This window comes from Agrobacterium larrymoorei (genome assembly GCF_013322225.1).
Classification (GTDB): Bacteria; Pseudomonadota; Alphaproteobacteria; order Rhizobiales; family Rhizobiaceae; genus Agrobacterium; species Agrobacterium larrymoorei_A.
In genome coordinates this window covers 227,338-242,454 of sequence record NZ_JAAMFB010000010.1, presented here as the reverse complement: position 1 = coordinate 242,454, position 15,117 = coordinate 227,338, and the positions used below count along the sequence as shown (strand labels likewise).

The 15,117-nt window shown below is 55.7% G+C and carries 15 protein-coding genes and 1 tRNA gene; 9 read left to right on the top strand and 7 right to left on the bottom strand.

Features of this window, described 5'->3' with window-relative positions:
- Positions 1–76: 76 nt before the first annotated feature.
- Both G6L28_RS06020 and G6L28_RS06015 read left to right on the top strand, forming a co-directional pair.
- Positions 77–280, top strand: a complete 204-nt coding sequence (locus G6L28_RS06020) for a DUF3126 family protein (RefSeq protein WP_174062869.1) — start codon at positions 77–79, stop codon at positions 278–280.
- Positions 281–633: 353 nt separating this feature from the next.
- Positions 634–708: transfer RNA gene (locus G6L28_RS06015), tRNA-Glu, on the top strand.
- A gap of 90 nt (positions 709–798) precedes the next feature.
- Here G6L28_RS06015 and recJ read toward each other — a convergent pair.
- Positions 799–2,601: a single-stranded-DNA-specific exonuclease RecJ gene (gene recJ / locus G6L28_RS06010; RefSeq protein WP_174062913.1), complete on the bottom strand. Its 1,803-nt coding sequence runs from the start codon at positions 2,599–2,601 to the stop codon at positions 799–801.
- Between the two features lie 292 nt (positions 2,602–2,893).
- Between recJ and G6L28_RS06005 the strand changes: the two genes are divergently transcribed.
- Positions 2,894–4,450, top strand: a complete 1,557-nt coding sequence (locus tag G6L28_RS06005; protein ID WP_174062868.1) for a phospholipase D-like domain-containing protein — start codon at positions 2,894–2,896, stop codon at positions 4,448–4,450.
- Positions 4,451–4,471: 21 nt separating this feature from the next.
- Entirely contained in the window at positions 4,472–5,065 is a 594-nt protein-coding gene (locus G6L28_RS06000; RefSeq protein ID WP_174062867.1) for a carboxymuconolactone decarboxylase family protein, read from the top strand.
- A 29-nt stretch (positions 5,066–5,094) separates the two neighbouring features.
- Here the strand turns inward: G6L28_RS06000 and G6L28_RS05995 are convergent, their stop codons facing one another.
- From G6L28_RS05995 to G6L28_RS05975, 5 genes are all read right to left on the bottom strand, one after another.
- Complete coding sequence (locus G6L28_RS05995) at positions 5,095–5,928, bottom strand: response regulator (RefSeq protein WP_174062866.1); 834 nt, start codon at positions 5,926–5,928, stop codon at positions 5,095–5,097.
- A gap of 128 nt (positions 5,929–6,056) precedes the next feature.
- Complete coding sequence (locus G6L28_RS05990) at positions 6,057–6,434, bottom strand: response regulator (RefSeq protein ID WP_174062865.1); 378 nt, start codon at positions 6,432–6,434, stop codon at positions 6,057–6,059.
- A 3-nt stretch (positions 6,435–6,437) separates the two neighbouring features.
- Positions 6,438–8,480, bottom strand: a complete 2,043-nt coding sequence (locus G6L28_RS05985) for a GAF domain-containing protein (protein ID WP_174062864.1) — start codon at positions 8,478–8,480, stop codon at positions 6,438–6,440.
- 122 nt (positions 8,481–8,602) lie between these two features.
- The gene (locus tag G6L28_RS05980) at positions 8,603–9,307 is read right to left on the bottom strand and encodes an SDR family oxidoreductase (RefSeq protein WP_174062863.1); all 705 of its coding nucleotides are present in this window, start codon (positions 9,305–9,307) and stop codon (positions 8,603–8,605) included.
- Positions 9,308–9,402: 95 nt separating this feature from the next.
- Positions 9,403–10,560, bottom strand: a complete 1,158-nt coding sequence (locus G6L28_RS05975) for a pyridoxal phosphate-dependent aminotransferase (RefSeq protein WP_174062912.1) — start codon at positions 10,558–10,560, stop codon at positions 9,403–9,405.
- 163 nt (positions 10,561–10,723) lie between these two features.
- On the opposite strand from G6L28_RS05975, the gene G6L28_RS05970 reads away from it, so the two are divergent.
- The 5 genes from G6L28_RS05970 (at position 10,724) to aat (ending at position 14,546) form a co-directional block, all read left to right on the top strand.
- Positions 10,724–11,491: a DsbA family protein gene (locus G6L28_RS05970; RefSeq protein ID WP_174062862.1), complete on the top strand. Its 768-nt coding sequence runs from the start codon at positions 10,724–10,726 to the stop codon at positions 11,489–11,491.
- A 125-nt stretch (positions 11,492–11,616) separates the two neighbouring features.
- A complete protein-coding gene (gene aroQ / locus G6L28_RS05965; RefSeq protein WP_174062861.1) occupies positions 11,617–12,054 on the top strand; it encodes a type II 3-dehydroquinate dehydratase in 438 nt (145 codons plus the stop codon).
- Positions 12,055–12,081: 27 nt separating this feature from the next.
- Positions 12,082–12,570: an acetyl-CoA carboxylase biotin carboxyl carrier protein gene (gene accB, locus G6L28_RS05960; RefSeq protein WP_174062860.1), complete on the top strand. Its 489-nt coding sequence runs from the start codon at positions 12,082–12,084 to the stop codon at positions 12,568–12,570.
- 11 nt (positions 12,571–12,581) lie between these two features.
- Complete coding sequence (gene accC / locus G6L28_RS05955) at positions 12,582–13,925, top strand: acetyl-CoA carboxylase biotin carboxylase subunit (protein ID WP_174062859.1); 1,344 nt, start codon at positions 12,582–12,584, stop codon at positions 13,923–13,925.
- Between the two features lie 3 nt (positions 13,926–13,928).
- Positions 13,929–14,546 carry a leucyl/phenylalanyl-tRNA--protein transferase gene (aat, locus tag G6L28_RS05950; protein WP_174062858.1) on the top strand — a complete coding sequence of 206 codons (618 nt, stop codon included), beginning with the start codon at positions 13,929–13,931 and terminating at the stop codon, positions 14,544–14,546.
- Positions 14,547–14,555: 9 nt separating this feature from the next.
- Here the strand turns inward: aat and G6L28_RS05945 are convergent, their stop codons facing one another.
- Positions 14,556–14,993 (bottom strand): DUF2155 domain-containing protein, encoded by a 438-nt coding sequence (locus G6L28_RS05945; protein ID WP_174062857.1) that lies wholly within the window; start codon positions 14,991–14,993, stop codon positions 14,556–14,558.
- Between the last annotated feature and the right edge of the window lie 124 nt (positions 14,994–15,117).

Below are 15,117 nucleotides of genomic sequence, written 5' to 3'. Positions count from 1 at the left end.
TTTTTGAAGAGCCACGGCGTTCCCGGACGTGCCCGAAAGGCGCGTTGCGTCGTGGAAACTGCACAGGAGAAGACTGGTGAAAGCCGACGAAATCAAAAAGCTCGACGCCTATTTCAAACGCACTTTCGGGGACAAGATGATCGTGAAGGCGCGCCCGCGTAAAGACGACTCGGCTGAAGTGTATCTCGGCGAAGAGTTTCTGGGCGTTGTCTATATCGACGACGAAGACGGCGACCGCTCCTACAATTTCTCCATGGCGATTCTGGACGTCGATCTCTAATCACCCCTCGGTGATACCTTTGGTTTTCAGCCGCCCGTAACGAAAGTTGCGGGCGGCTTTGTTTTATCCGGCAAATTTCGGTGCTCTCCGGAACCAAATTTTCTTCCGCCCGTTCCTGTCGTGTCCCCCCGATGAAGCGTGAGGACGCGATCAAACGGGAAGCCCCTGATCCCAACGCGTCCTCACGCTTCCCCCCTCTCCCTGACAAGTGAGTTTTTCGCTAGACTAGCCGAGCCGCGTTTTTCACAGACGCCGCATCGGCTCCGAAAAATTTCACACAAATGCAAAAAAATGAAATTTGCCGCTTGCGGAGAATCTCATGCCTGACTATAAGGCCCCCACCGCAACGGTACGCGCCCTTCGTCTATCGGTTAGGACGTCAGATTTTCATTCTGAAAAGAGGGGTTCGACTCCCCTAGGGCGTACCATTTCTTCATAAATATCCTAGAGATACACCAATTTATTAAAGCTATCTTTTAGGACAGCTTGAGGTCGAACTCAGCCGTTTATTGATCGCTTTACGGTGCGAACGCAGCGTCGATGATACGCAGCTGAACCCTTTTCTGGCCCTGCCATTGCTCCGCGCCTAACGTGCCCGCGACGTGAATCTGGCGACCTCGTGCATTCATCAGCATCTGACCCAGCGGCGCGTCGGTGGCGCGGAATGCGATGCCATCCAGCCTAGAACCATCCAGTGCTTCGAGCGTGATCTTGATGTGCGACGTGCCGACGATGCGAACGTCGCGCAAGCGATGTGCTGGCACGGCGAAGATAGGCTGTGCGTGGCCGGAGCCATATGGTCCCGCCTGTTCCAATTGATCGATAAGGTCAAGCGTCGCGCCCGATGCGCCGATAGCGCCGTCGATCTTCAACATACTATTTTCGACAAGCTGAGATACCGTTTTCTGCGCTGCCTCTTCGAAGAATGTACGCAGACGCCCCAGATTGGCGCGCTCGACGGTAAGACCCGCCGCCATGGCGTGACCTCCACCTTTGACCAGCAGACCGGCATCGACGGCGCCGCGCACCATGCGACCCATATCGAAGCCGTTGATGGAGCGACCAGAGCCGGTGCCTTTGCCTTGAGAGTCGAAAGCTATTGCGAAGGCTGGACGACGGAAGCGATCCTTCAGACGAGAGGCGAGAAGCCCGACGATGCCGGGGTGCCAGTTCTCCCGCGCCGTGACGATGACACCGGCACCGGACCCATCTCCATACTCGAACAGCGCCTCAGCTTCGGCCTCGGCCAGCATGACGGCTTCCATCGCCTGCCGCTCGCGGTTCAACTCATCCAGCTTTTCGGCAATCACCTCGGCTTGAGTGGAATCGTCCAGCGTCAGCAACCGGCTACCCAAAGCGGCGTCGCCAATGCGACCACCGGCATTGATGCGTGGACCGATCAAAAAGCCAAAATGATAAGGCGTGACCGGACCACCGAGACCAGCCTTCTTGAAGAGAGCCGCCAGCCCGACATTATTCATATGACGTGCGGCGATCAGACCTTTGACGACATAGGCCCGGTTCAAGCCCTTTAGCGGAACAACATCGCACACGGTCGCGAGCGCCACGATATCAAGCATGGTCAGAAGATCGAGCATGAAGGCTGCCCGGTTCTTCCGGTCTTTCAGCACGCGCAACGTCGCTACCAGCACGAGGAAGACAACGCCCGCCGCGCAGAGATGACCCTGCCCCGAAAGATCGTCTTCACGATTGGGATTGACCAGCGCCACAGCAGGCGGCAATTCCGTTCCAACCTGGTGATGGTCGATAACAACGACATCAGTGCCCGCATCGCGCGCTGCGGCGAGCGACTCATGGCTCGTGGAACCACAGTCGACCGTTACGATCAGCGTTGCGCCATTGGCGGCAAGCTGCTGCATGGCGGCTGGATTCGGACCATAACCTTCGAAAATACGGTCAGGGATGTAGATTTCAGGCTCAAGCCCGAAATGATGCAGAAAGCGGTACATCAGTGCCGATGACGCGGCACCATCCACGTCGTAATCGCCAAAGATCGCGACCTTCTCATTTCGCTCGATGGCATTCGCCAGACGCTCTGCCGCCTTCTCGCAATCGGTCAATTTGCTTGGATCTGGCATGAGAGAACGAAGCGTCGGATCGAGAAACGCCAGTGCGTCGTCCACACCGACGCCGCGCCCGGCCAGCACGCGGGCAATGAGTTCCGGTATGCCGTGAACCTGGGACATGGCGAGCGCGCGGTTCTGTCCGGCCTGATCCAGCCGTGACATCCACCTCTGCTCCGTTGCCGACCGCTCCACGCCAAGAAAGGCTCTGGGAACGGCATCGACAGCTTCAATCATCGCCATGCTTCAGCATAAATCCTTGCCCGCTGCAGCATCGATAACACGATGCGCAGATTTAAAGAATTAGATCGCCGTGCATCCGTATGGACGCAAGCCGCTCTCGTCACGATTATGGGCTAAAGATCGAAGCGAGTTTTTTCAAGTAAAATGATCCGGCCCATCTTCACCTCAGAGGCACGAAGACGAGCGCCGAAACATGACTAGGGCATAGCGCCAGTGCGAGCGCGATATTATCGCGAACGATTTTGTTGCCCGTGCGTTAGGCTCGCAGGGTTCAAAGGGAAATATCGTGACTGCCATCGTCATCGCAATCGTGGTTCTGGTCGTTCTGGTCGGGTTGGCCTTGATGATTGCTTCCCGCCATCAGGAAAGGGCCGTCACCAAAATCGCCTCGATGGCGCTGCCTCCAACGCAGGATCAGACCCCGCTGGATCGACACTGGGCAAACCTGCACGCTTCGGGCAAACAGAATAACGCACTTGGCCTGGTGCAATCCAATCTCGATGCTTTCGCCGTCCGCGTTGCCTCCGCCAGAGCCGCCGGGCGCAGCCTCGATCTTATGTATTACATGTGGAACTCTGATCTCACCGGCACTCTGATGATGCGAGAGGTGCTCGCGGCGGCGGACCGGGGCGTACGAGTACGTCTGCTGCTGGATGACCTTGGCGTCACCATGCCCGACCGCGCGTTTAAAGCCATCGACAGCCATCCCAATATCGAACTCAGGCTGTTCAACCCCACCAAAGCCAGAGAAAACATGTTTCGGCGGGGTATCGAAGTCATGTGGCGCTTTCGCAGTGTCAATCGGCGCATGCACAACAAGGCATGGATCGCAGATGGTCGCGTGCTGATTGTAGGCGGTCGTAACATCGGCGATGCCTATTTCGACGCCGCCGAGCAGGCAAACTTTCGCGACTTCGATATCATCGCGCATGGCGATGCGATCGCACAGGCGGAAGAAATATTCGACGATTACTGGAACAGCGCGGTCGCCATTCCCGTACGCTCGCTTCTGGCACGTCGCCCCAGCCGTCTGGCACGGCTTCGCCGGAGAATGGACGTTCTGGCATCGAGCGAAGCCGCCAGACCTTATCTAGCGCGCGTGGAGAGCCAGCATCATTCTGAAAGCTTTCTGATGTCGAACCGCCTTTGCTGGGTGGAGACCGCCACAGTCGTGGCGGACCCACCTGAAAAGGCCGGAGGCAAGCGCAAGAGCGGCCATAACTATCTCATGGAAACGCTTCTACCTGTCATGGAAGAGACGCAGAAGGAACTGCGGATTACGTCGCCTTACTTCATTCCGGGCCTGAAGGGCGTAGAAATATTTTCCCGCCTTTCGGCAGCCGGCGTCTCCGTTCAAGTGCTGACCAATTCGCTGGCGGCGACGGATGTGGCAGCCGTTCATGCCGGATATGCGCGTTACCGTAGACCGCTATTGCTTAACAAGATCGCGCTCTTTGAACTCCGCAGGCAGGCAGATCAGTCCAAGGGCTTTACATTACGCGGCTCCGGACAGGCCAGCCTTCATACGAAAGCCTTCACCCGCGATGCCACAACCGGCTTCGTCGGCTCGCTGAATTTTGATCCCAGATCGATGTCACTGAATACTGAGATGGGCGTTTTGTTTACCTGTCCCGATCTGGTCAGAACCATGGATGAGATTTTCCAGGAAGAAACCCGCCGCGAGATGAGCTTCGAGCTGGAGTTGAACGCACGGCGACGGCTCGTTTGGAAAGGACTGGTAAAGGGTGAGCCTCGTCAATATTCCAGCGAGCCCTATGCCAGTCCCATGAGACGGGTCATTGCCTTTTGCATGGGCATTTTACCGCTTGAATCGCAGCTCTAATAAACGCCAGGAGGGACTATCATGCCGTTCATCGATACACCTGAACCCAAGGTCAGCCGCAAAACTGCCGAAATGTATCGGGGCGCTGAGGAAACCTACGGTTACCTGCCGAACATGTATCGCACGTTCGGGCACCGCCCGGAGGTGATGGAAAGCTGGAGCAACCTACTCGTCAACCTGCGCGGCAATATGGAAATCCGGCGCTACGAACTCGTAACGCTGGCAGCAGCACGCGAACTCCGTTCATCCTATTGCATGCTGGCGCATGGCTCCGTTCTGTTGCGTGAAGGTCTTTCGGAAGCGGAACTCACGGCAATCATCCATGATGCACCGGATGCTCCAATCGACGATCAGGAACGGGCGATCATGCATTTTGCAGCCAAAGTGGTGCACGACGCCACATCAACGACGCAAGCCGACATCGATGCGCTGAAGAACCTTGCCTTAACCGATGCCGAAATATTCGATATTGCGGCTGCGGCTGCGGCCAGATGTTTCTTTTCCAAGATCCTGGACGCAATGGGTACCAATGCAGACCCAGCTTATGTGAAAAAGCTGGGGCCTAGTTTGGCGAACGAACTTGCCATTGGCAGACCGATAGAGGACGCGCAATAGCGGAACCGTCCACTATTGCGCTCACACAATTATGCGGCGCGTTTCCCGCCCAAGCGAGCGGACTGGATTTGTACCAGCGTATCGAGGTTCTGGTTGACGCGGCAATAGAATTCCTCGTCGATGAACGGGCGCAGCATAAAGTCGTTACCGCCAGCCTTCAGGAAACGGGCCGAAAGCAGCCTGTTTGTAGACGAAGAGACGCCGATAATGCGCAACTCATGCGAACCGCGCACGGTACGGATGCGGCGGGTCAGTTCGAAACCATCGATATCCGGCATGTTGTAATCGGTAACGACAAGGCCGATATCCGGGTTTTTCTTCAGAATTTCGATTGCTTTCGCGCCGCTTTCAGCAAGGCTTACGCGGAAATTATAACGCTTGAGGCGGCTCGATAGCAGTGCGCGGGCCGTTGGGCTGTCGTCGACGATCAGAACATGGTGGCGATGGTTGGTGAGGAAGCGGCAGACCGATTCCGTCAGCATATCCACGGCGAAAACGTTGTCCTTGAGGATGTAGTCCACGACTTCCTTGGTCAGCAGTTTTTCGCGGGTGTCTTCGTGGAACGTGCTGGTGAAAACGATCGTCGGGATCGAGAGATCGATCAGGTAGTTCAGTGCTTCGCCGTTTTCAGCACCAGGAAGATTGATGTTGGAAATGGCAAGTGTGACCTTCTCGGTCGAATGCTCATAGCATTCCATCAGTTCTTCGTAGTTTCGGCAAACTTCGACAGTAAGGCCGAGTAATTCCTTTAAACGCGCACCGATCATCTGCGTAAAGACATTGGAGTCTTCGGCCAGCAGAATACGCGTATCTTCAAAAGGCAGACCAGAATACTGCATGCCCGTTATGCCAAGAAAGTTCATTTAATCCCCCAAGATCAATATTGGGGAAAATGATAATCATTCAAATTTTCAGAATAATTAATTTCCAAAACCATCTCCACGGATGGTTACTGAAAAAGTAAATACCAGCGCAAATTGGGCTGATTTCTTCAGGAAGAGATTTTTTTCAATGTCGCAGTTACCTTATCGAAGTCATAAGGCTTCGCGAAGAATACGCTATGCGGTGGAAGCGTTTCTCCCTCCAGAAAGTGATTTCCGGAAGTCAGTACAATGCTTATCGGCCTGTCGATCCGACAGGCGCATCTGGCAAGCTCAACGCCGTCCATGCTACCGGGCATGTCGATATCCGTAAAGAGAACGCCGACATCAGACCGTCTCTCCAGGATTTCCAGTGCCTCGTCGGCCCCACCTGCTTCAAGGGTGTCGAAGCCGGCGTCTTCCACCATATCGACAGCCATCATCCTCAGCAGCGGATCATCTTCCACGACAAGTACAACCTGTTTGGCAAATGGTTTATGCTGGCCCATGAGTTACGCTACCTGTTGCAATTGGTTGAGTGGTGCAGTCATCTCCACCTCCAACCCTTGGCCTAAGTAACGCATTGCCACACTACCGGTTCCTAACAAGCCCATGGAAATGAGGCGCGAGCCGAAACCTCTGGACTGCGGCTCTATCACAGGTGGACCACCCGTCTCTTTCCAGTTCAGGCGGAAAGTCGCATCTTCCAGCCCGTTTTCCACTATCCACGAGACCTTTACCCGTCCATGACCGGTTGAAAGAGCGCCATATTTAAGAGCGTTCGTCGTCAGTTCGTGCAAGAGCAGCGACAGTGACAATGCACCCTTGGCATTGACGGAAATATCCTCCCCGTCGATATCCATTCTTTCGCTCATACCGAGGGTTTCCACCACGCGGTGAAGGACAGCACGCACATCCGCGCTTGCCCAGTTGTTACCCAGCAGGATGTCGTGAGCGGAACTTAGGGCTTGAAGCCGTTGCTCGAAATTAAGAACCGGGCCGCTTTCCTTTACTGGCCTCAAAGTTTGTTTTGCAATCGCCTGAACCATTGCAAAGGCATTCTTCAGGCGGTGGCCGATTTCACGGTTCAAAATGTGCTGCTCGGCTTCTGCACGCAACCGACCGATAGCACTCTGAATTCGATCCCCAAAGCTGCGGACGAAAGCCAGATCCTCCTCCGTCCATTCAAAGACGCCGTGGTGATGCACGAAGACGACCAGAGCAAGATGTCCCTGGTCGATGATGGGAACGTTTACCAACTGACGAATGCCGAGATCGAGTAGCGCATCCGCCGACTCTCGTGTCCGTTCATCCGTCGTAACGTCGGGAATGACAACGCTTAGCCCCGATTTCAAGTCATCGATGTAAGAGCCGTAATTCCTGAAGTGATGCAGTCCAGCCAGCGAAGAGACGCCGGGCGCGCGCCACTCCGGCTGCATCATGACAGTCTCGCGCAACGGATCGACAACACCGAACCCCGCACGGGTGGCATCAAGCGCACGTGCCATGAGTTCGGCGGCCGTAAAAGCGATCTCCTCCAGACTACTGAGATCGCGAAGCCTGTCCCCCAGTTCTAGCAGCGTTTTCATCCGCTCTGCCGAACGTCTCTGCCTGGTGATGTCCTGTACTGTTCCAAGAAGCTTCCGTGGCCTGCCGCTGGCATCGCGCTCGAACGTTGCGTGGCGGCAAATCCAGCGCACGCCACGAGATTGGGTGACAATGCGATATTCAACGACGGCAACCGAAACGCCTTCCCTTCGCGTTTCGTCCGTCGACTGAATGCCCCGGTCATCCGGATGAAGCATTTCTTCAAACTGCCGGGCGTGATAGGACGCAGCAAAGGGCACGTCGAATATACGGCAAAACTCCGCCGACACTCGAATGTTACCTGTCTCGATATCGAGATCGAAGGTGCCGATACGGCCTGCCTCCTGCGCCGTAAGCGCCGTTTTCACGCTTTCACGGATCATCGCGTTGATCTGCCGCTGCCGCTTGACCAGTTCGTCCTTGCGGCTGGAAATTCTACGCACCTCCATATGCGCCGAAACCTGACGGGCGAGAGCTTTCAGAACGGTCCGCTGAGTACAGGTGAGGCCTTCAGGCCTTGGAACGAAATCGATGACACATAGCGCTCCCACCGCAACGCCGTCCGACAGTATCAGCGGCGCTCCTGCATAAAAACGAATGAACGGGGCACATGTTACCAGCGTGTTGCTTTCCGTTCTGCTGTCCTGCATCAGATCGGGTATGACCAGAAGATCATCAGACTTTGTTGCATGCGCGCAGACGGACTGATTGATGGGGGTCTCTGATGGCTCGAAACCGATACGCGCCTTGAACCACTGTCGCTCCTGCTCGATGAGGCTGATAAGAGCAACCGGTGTTTCACAGACTGCTGTTGCGATTGCTACAATGTCGTCAAAAACCGGCTCTGGCGCAGTGTCCATGATGTGAAGCTCTTCCAGAGCCTCCAAACGATCTAGATCACTGACGGAAAGAACCGAAATCGAATGTGCCGTCAGATCGTCGCCGTCGATGAAATTGACCAAAATCATAAGCCCTTATAAAAAAAGACGCTACGACCCGGTGGTATGCCAGTGACACACATGCCCGAAAGACGTTCCGCCGCCATACTACAACGAAACGAATATCCTCCCGGTTTCCTTGATCTTAAAATTTATATCGACCGTGTCAGTCCGCCGTCGACGCGGATGTTCTGCCCGGTGATATAACCGCCACCGTCCGAAGCCAGAAAGGCCACGGTTGCGGCAATCTCTTCACTTTTGCCATAGCGCTGCATCGGCACCATTTCGCGGCGCTGCTCGGTCGCAGGCAAGCTATCGATCCAGCCGGGCAGAACGTTGTTTATGCGGACATTATCCGGCGCGCACTTGTCCGCGAAAATCTTTGTGTAGGCCGCAAGTCCTGCACGGAAGACCGCCGATGTGGGGAACATATCGCTCGGCTCGAAAGCCCAAGCTGTCGAGATATTGATGATGACGCCGTTTTTCTGCGCGACCATGGTCGGCGTAATAATCCGGGTCGGACGGATGACGTTCATGAGGTAGACATCGAGGCCAGTATGCCATTGCTCATCCGTAATATCGAGGATCGGCGCGCGAGGTCCATGACCGGCGCTATTGACGAGCACATCGATGCGTCCGAATTTTTCAAGCGTCAGATCAGCAAGCTTCTGGATATCCTCATTGGACTGGTTGGAGCCTGTGACGCCGATGCCGCCGAGTTCCTTCGCCAAGGCCTCGCCTTTGCCGGAAGACGACAGGATGGCGACCTTGTAACCGTCCTGCGCGAAACGTTTTGCGACAGCCGCACCCATACCGCTGCCACCCGCCGTTACTACAGCTACCTTTTCTGCCGACATATCTTTCCTCCAAATTGCTTCGTGGAACTTAGCCGATTAGCGCAGCAAGTCGAACCAAAAGGAGTGATAGCAGGCACAGAAAAACTTTGAGAGGCCTACTTCAACCAGCCTGCTATACGGCCAACGGCTTCCGCAATATCCGAAACGGAGCCCGCATAGGAAAAGCGCATGGCACGGTGACCTTCCAGCGGATCGAAATCGAGGCCCGGCGTTGCCGCTACATCGATTTCCGCTAACATCCGCCTGGCAAATTCCATGCTGTCATTCGAGTAACGGCTTGTATCCACATAAGCGTAAAAGGCGCCATCCATAGGCGATGCCAGCGGCAGTCCCAGTTCTGGCAAACGCGCGATCAGGAAATCACGGTTCGTCCGATAGCTTTCCTTGTAGACGTCCATCTCCTCCTCAGCAGAAAACGCAGCGGTTGCTGCAAGCTGAGAAATCTCCGGTGCAGAGATATACATGCTCTGAGCAAGACATTCGACCGGGCGGATCAACGCTTCAGGCAATACCATCCAGCCAATGCGCCAGCCGGTCATGCAATAATATTTGGAGAAGGAGTTGATGACCACGGCGTTTTCGGTGATCTCGACCGCGCTCGCCTCTTCTCCCACGAAGGTCAGGCCGTGGTAGATTTCATCTGAAATGAAAGCGATGTCGCGACTGTCGCAATAGGCCGCAAGGCGCTTCAGCGCCTCCCTTCCCGTCACCGTTCCGGTCGGGTTTGCGGGGCTTGCCAGCAGCACGCCCTTCAGCTTCACTCCGGCTTTCGTCTCAGCGCGCTCGAGACTTGCTGGCGTCAGCGTATAGCCCGTTTCCGCCGTTACCGGCACTTCCACGACCGTGAGGCCCAGCGCTTTCAAGATGTTGCGGTAAGCGGGATATCCAGGCCTTGCGATGGCGACGGCATCTCCCGCATCGAACAGAGCCAGGAACGCCAGATTGAACGCCGCAGATGAACCCGTTGTCACGGCAACGCGCGCGGGGTCTATCACCACCTGGTGACGAATGCGATAATGTGCTGCGATTGTCTCGCGAAGCTCCCGCATGCCAAGCGCATCCGTATAACCGATGCGACCGGTTTTCAGCGCCGCTTCCGCCGCTTCAAGAGACGCCTTCGGCGCAGAGTGCGAGGGCTGCCCAACGGCCATGGAAATGACGGGGCGACCTGCCTGTCTACGCCGATTGGCCTCAGCCAGAATATCCATCGCATGAAATGGCTCGACTGCGCTTCGCTTGGACAAGGTTATCAAAGGCATGCTCTTTCTTTATAATATGACGGACATTTGCCGCATTGTTGCGATCTTCACAATGACGAGATAGCAACGCCCTGAATTTATTTGCCGTATGGCAATTCCTTTAAATTAAGGTAATTGCCACCATGTGATTAACAGCTTCGAACCGATGAGGACCACTATGGCGCTTTCCCTGAAAACCAAGGCATTTGCCTGCGTGACGGCCCTCTCGGCGCTTTTCGTTTCGCTTCCCGCACACGCGCTGGACGCCCAGCAGAAAAAAGAGATCGGCGCATTCATCAAGGAATATCTGATTGAGAACCCCGAGATCATGCTCGAGGTTCAGGACGCGCTTGAGAAAAAGCAGATGGAGGCGCGTACTGCCAAAGCCGCTGATGCGGTCGGAGAAAACAGCAAGGCCCTGTTCGAATCGAAATATGATCTGTCTCTCGGAAATCCGGACGGCGACGTCACGCTCGTCGAATTCTTCGATTACAACTGCGGCTACTGCAAGCGCGCCATGGCTGACACGGATAATATTCTGAAAACCGACAAGAATGTCCGCATTGTGCTCAAGGAGTTCCCCATCCTCGGGCCAGAATCGGTCGAGGCACACAAGGTTTCCAACGCGGTGAAGCTGATCGCGCCTGAGAAGTATGCTGAATTCCAGCGCACGCTTCTCGGCAGCCGCGGCCGCGCAAACGAAGCAAGCGCCATCGAAGTTGCCACTTCGCTTGGGCTGAAGGAAGCAGACATCCGCAAGTCGATGGCGGCAAGCCCTAACGACGCACAGGTTCAGGAAGCCTACACCCTTGCCACCAATCTCGGTATTTCCGGTACGCCTTCCTATGTCATCGGCAACGAAGCCGTTTTCGGTGCGGTCGGCGCTGGCCCTCTCAAGGAAAAAATCGCCAACATGCGTGCCTGCGGAAAGGCGACTTGCTCCTGATTATATAAAAAGCCCCTGAATAACTCCGTATCCAGACAATCCCTCGGCGCTTTCGGGCATACGGGGGCTTTTCCTTGACGGTTACGCGGTCTATAGGTGTGCCTGATTTTTTGACGGAACCGCGAATGAGCAACACGATCTTCGTCCTGAACGGCCCCAATCTCAACATGTTGGGAAAACGCGAGCCGGGCATTTACGGCGGCAAGACGCTGAAGGACATCGAGAACGACTGCGTGAAGGCCGGTGAAGAACTCGGCTTTGCCGTCGAGTGCCATCAGTCCAACCATGAAGGCGTGCTCGTGGATCTGCTACACGAAGCAGGTGAGCGCGCCGTCGGCGTCGTCATCAATCCCGGTGCTTATGGCCACACGTCGATTGCACTGCACGATGCCATTCGCGCCATCTCCGTTCCTGTCGTGGAAGTTCATATCTCGAACATTCATGCACGCGAAGAATTTCGCCATAAATCGATGATAGCGCCCGCCGCTAAAGGCATGGTCTGCGGCTTTGGACCATATGGCTACATCATGGCGCTCAACGCCTTGAAAAACATCACGGCATAAAAAGAAACAAAGAGAATAGGGTTTGTCATGTCTGAAAAGAAAAACGGTATCGACAAGGAACTGATCCGCGAGCTCGCGAACATCCTCAACGACACCGATCTTTCCGAGATCGAAGTAGAGCAGGAAGATTTGCGCATCCGCGTTTCCCGCTCGGCTCCACCCGCCACGGTTTATGCCGCAGCACCCGCTTACGCTCCTGCACCGGCTGCCGCACCTGCCGCTGCTCCGGCAGTTGCAGCGCCTGCCGCGCCCGCCGCATCGGCAGCCCCTGCCCGCAACCCGGCCAACACCGTGACATCGCCGATGGTCGGCACGGTTTACCTGTCGCCAGCTCCGGGCGCACGCGCCTTCATCGAAGTCGGCGCGACCGTCAAGGAAGGCCAGACGCTTCTTATTGTCGAAGCCATGAAGACCATGAACCAGATCCCGGCACCTAAGTCCGGCAAGGTCACGGAAATCATCGTCAACGACGCTCAGCCCGTGGAGTATGGTGAAGCGCTAGTGGTCATCGAATAAGGGCGCTCATCATGGTCTCCAAAATCCTCATAGCCAACCGTGGCGAAATCGCTCTCCGCGTGCTTCGTGCTGCCAAGGAACTCGGCATCCCGACCGTCGCCGTACACTCGACGGCGGATGCGGACGCCATGCATGTGCGCCTTGCAGACGAAAGCGTGTGCATCGGCCCGCCGCCTTCGCGTGACAGCTATCTCAACATCCACCAGATCGTTGCGGCCTGCGAAATCACCGGCGCGGATGCGGTTCACCCCGGCTACGGCTTCCTTTCGGAAAACGCAAAGTTTGCGGATATTCTAGAAGCGCACGGCATCACCTTCATCGGGCCGACCGCTGACCACATCCGCATCATGGGCGACAAGATCACTGCCAAACAGACCGCACAGGAACTCGGAATTCCCGTCGTTCCTGGTTCTGATGGCGAAGTGAAGCCTGAGAATGCGCTGGAGATTGCCAAGACGATTGGCTTCCCTGTGCTCATCAAGGCAACCGCTGGCGGCGGCGGACGCGGCATGAAGGTTGCCAAGACCGAAGCCGATCTGGAAGAAGCTGTTTCGACTGCCCGTTCCGAAGCGCTGGCCGCTTTCGGCAACGACGCCGTCTATATGGAAAAATACCTCGGCAAGCCGCGCCACATCGAGGTGCAGGTTTTCGGTGATGGCGAAGGCAATGCGATCCATCTCGGCGAACGCGATTGCTCTCTGCAACGCCGCCACCAGAAGGTGCTGGAAGAGGCCAATTCCCCTGCTCTTACCGTCGAGCAGCGTATGCAGATCGGCGAAGTCTGCGCCAATGCTATGCGCAAGCTCAAATATCGCGGTGCAGGCACAATCGAGTTCCTCTATGAAAACGGCGAGTTCTATTTCATCGAAATGAACACCCGTCTTCAGGTGGAGCATCCGGTCACGGAAGCCATCACCGGCATGGACTTGGTGCAGGAGCAGATTCGCGTCGCTTCGGGTCAGGGGCTTTCGGTCACACAGGCGGATATCGAATTCCATGGCCACGCCATCGAATGCCGTATCAATGCCGAAGACCCGCGCACCTTCGTGCCGTCTCCCGGCACGCTGACCTATTTCCATACGCCCGGCGGTCTCGGCGTGCGCGTGGATTCGGGTGCCTATCAGGGCTACAAGATTCCGCCTTACTACGACAGCATGATCGGCAAGCTGATCGTGCACGGCCGCGACCGTGACGAATGCATTCGTCGTTTGCGTCGCGCGCTGGACGAGTTTGTCGTGGACGGTATCAAGACCACGCTTCCGCTATTCCAGGACCTGCTTCAGAACGAAGACATTCTGGCTGGTAACTACGACATTCACTGGCTGGAAAAATATCTGGCCGGTGACGCACACTAGGGTATGGGTCGGCGCAGCAGAGATAGCGATATTACTGTCGATATGCTGCTGCGCGCCTACTCCATCGGTCTCTTCCCGATGGCAGAGTCGGCTGACGATCCCGAACTTTTCTGGGTCGAACCGGAATTACGCGGCGTCATACCGCTCGATGATTTCCACGTTTCCAAAAGTCTCAGCAAAGCGATCCGCAAAAAGCCGTTCGATATTCGTTTCGATACGGATTTCGAAGGCGTAATGTCGGGCTGTGCCGAAGAAGCAACCGATCGCCCCAGCACTTGGATCAACGACACGATCCGTAAGCTTTACAGCGAGCTGCACCACATCGGCCACGCGCATAGTGTTGAAGCATGGGAAGGCGACCAACTCGTCGGCGGTCTATACGGCGTTTCACTGGGTGCCGCCTTCTTCGGAGAAAGCATGTTCTCCCGTCGCACCAATGCCTCTAAAATTTGCCTTGTGCATTTGGTAGAAAGATTGCGCGAAAAGGGTTTTACCCTGCTCGATACGCAATTCACGACAGAGCATTTGAAAACGTTCGGGGCTATCGATATTCCGAAGGTGGAATATGCGAAGATGCTGGAAGCGGCTGTTGAGCAAGCCGATGCGCTATTCAACGACTAAATCAGCGGCTCAATTACTCGCAGTCGAAGGTGCCGGAACGTCCGATTCCTGCTTGCAGCCGGTCAGCCACACGTCGTAGATCGGATGCTCAACAGCGTTGAGACCCGGACTGGAAGCGAACATCCAGCCGGTGAAGATGCGCCGGATCTTTCGGTCCAATGTGATTTCATCGACTTCCACAAAAGAATCGATCTTCTGCGCTTCGGTGTCGTCACGCGAGTAGCAGACCTTCGGCGTCACCTGTAATGCGCCGAACTGCACCGTTTCATCGATATAAACATCGAAGGAGGTGATACGCCCGGTGATCTTATCGATGCCGGAGAAAACCGCGACCTTGTTCTCAAGACGAGCGGCGGAGACAGGAGATACAAGACCGACAACTGGCAACAGTGCCACGAGCGACACTGCCAGCGCACGCAAAGAAATATCCCGCGTGAATGTTCTCATATCAAATCGTCTCCAGAAAACTGCCCCGCCCATCCAAGAGCCAGATCACGCCTAAAGGCCGAATGTGGCAAAAGCGGGTGGCGGCCATCATCAAATGTCCGCCAGTTTCACCCCGTTAGAAACG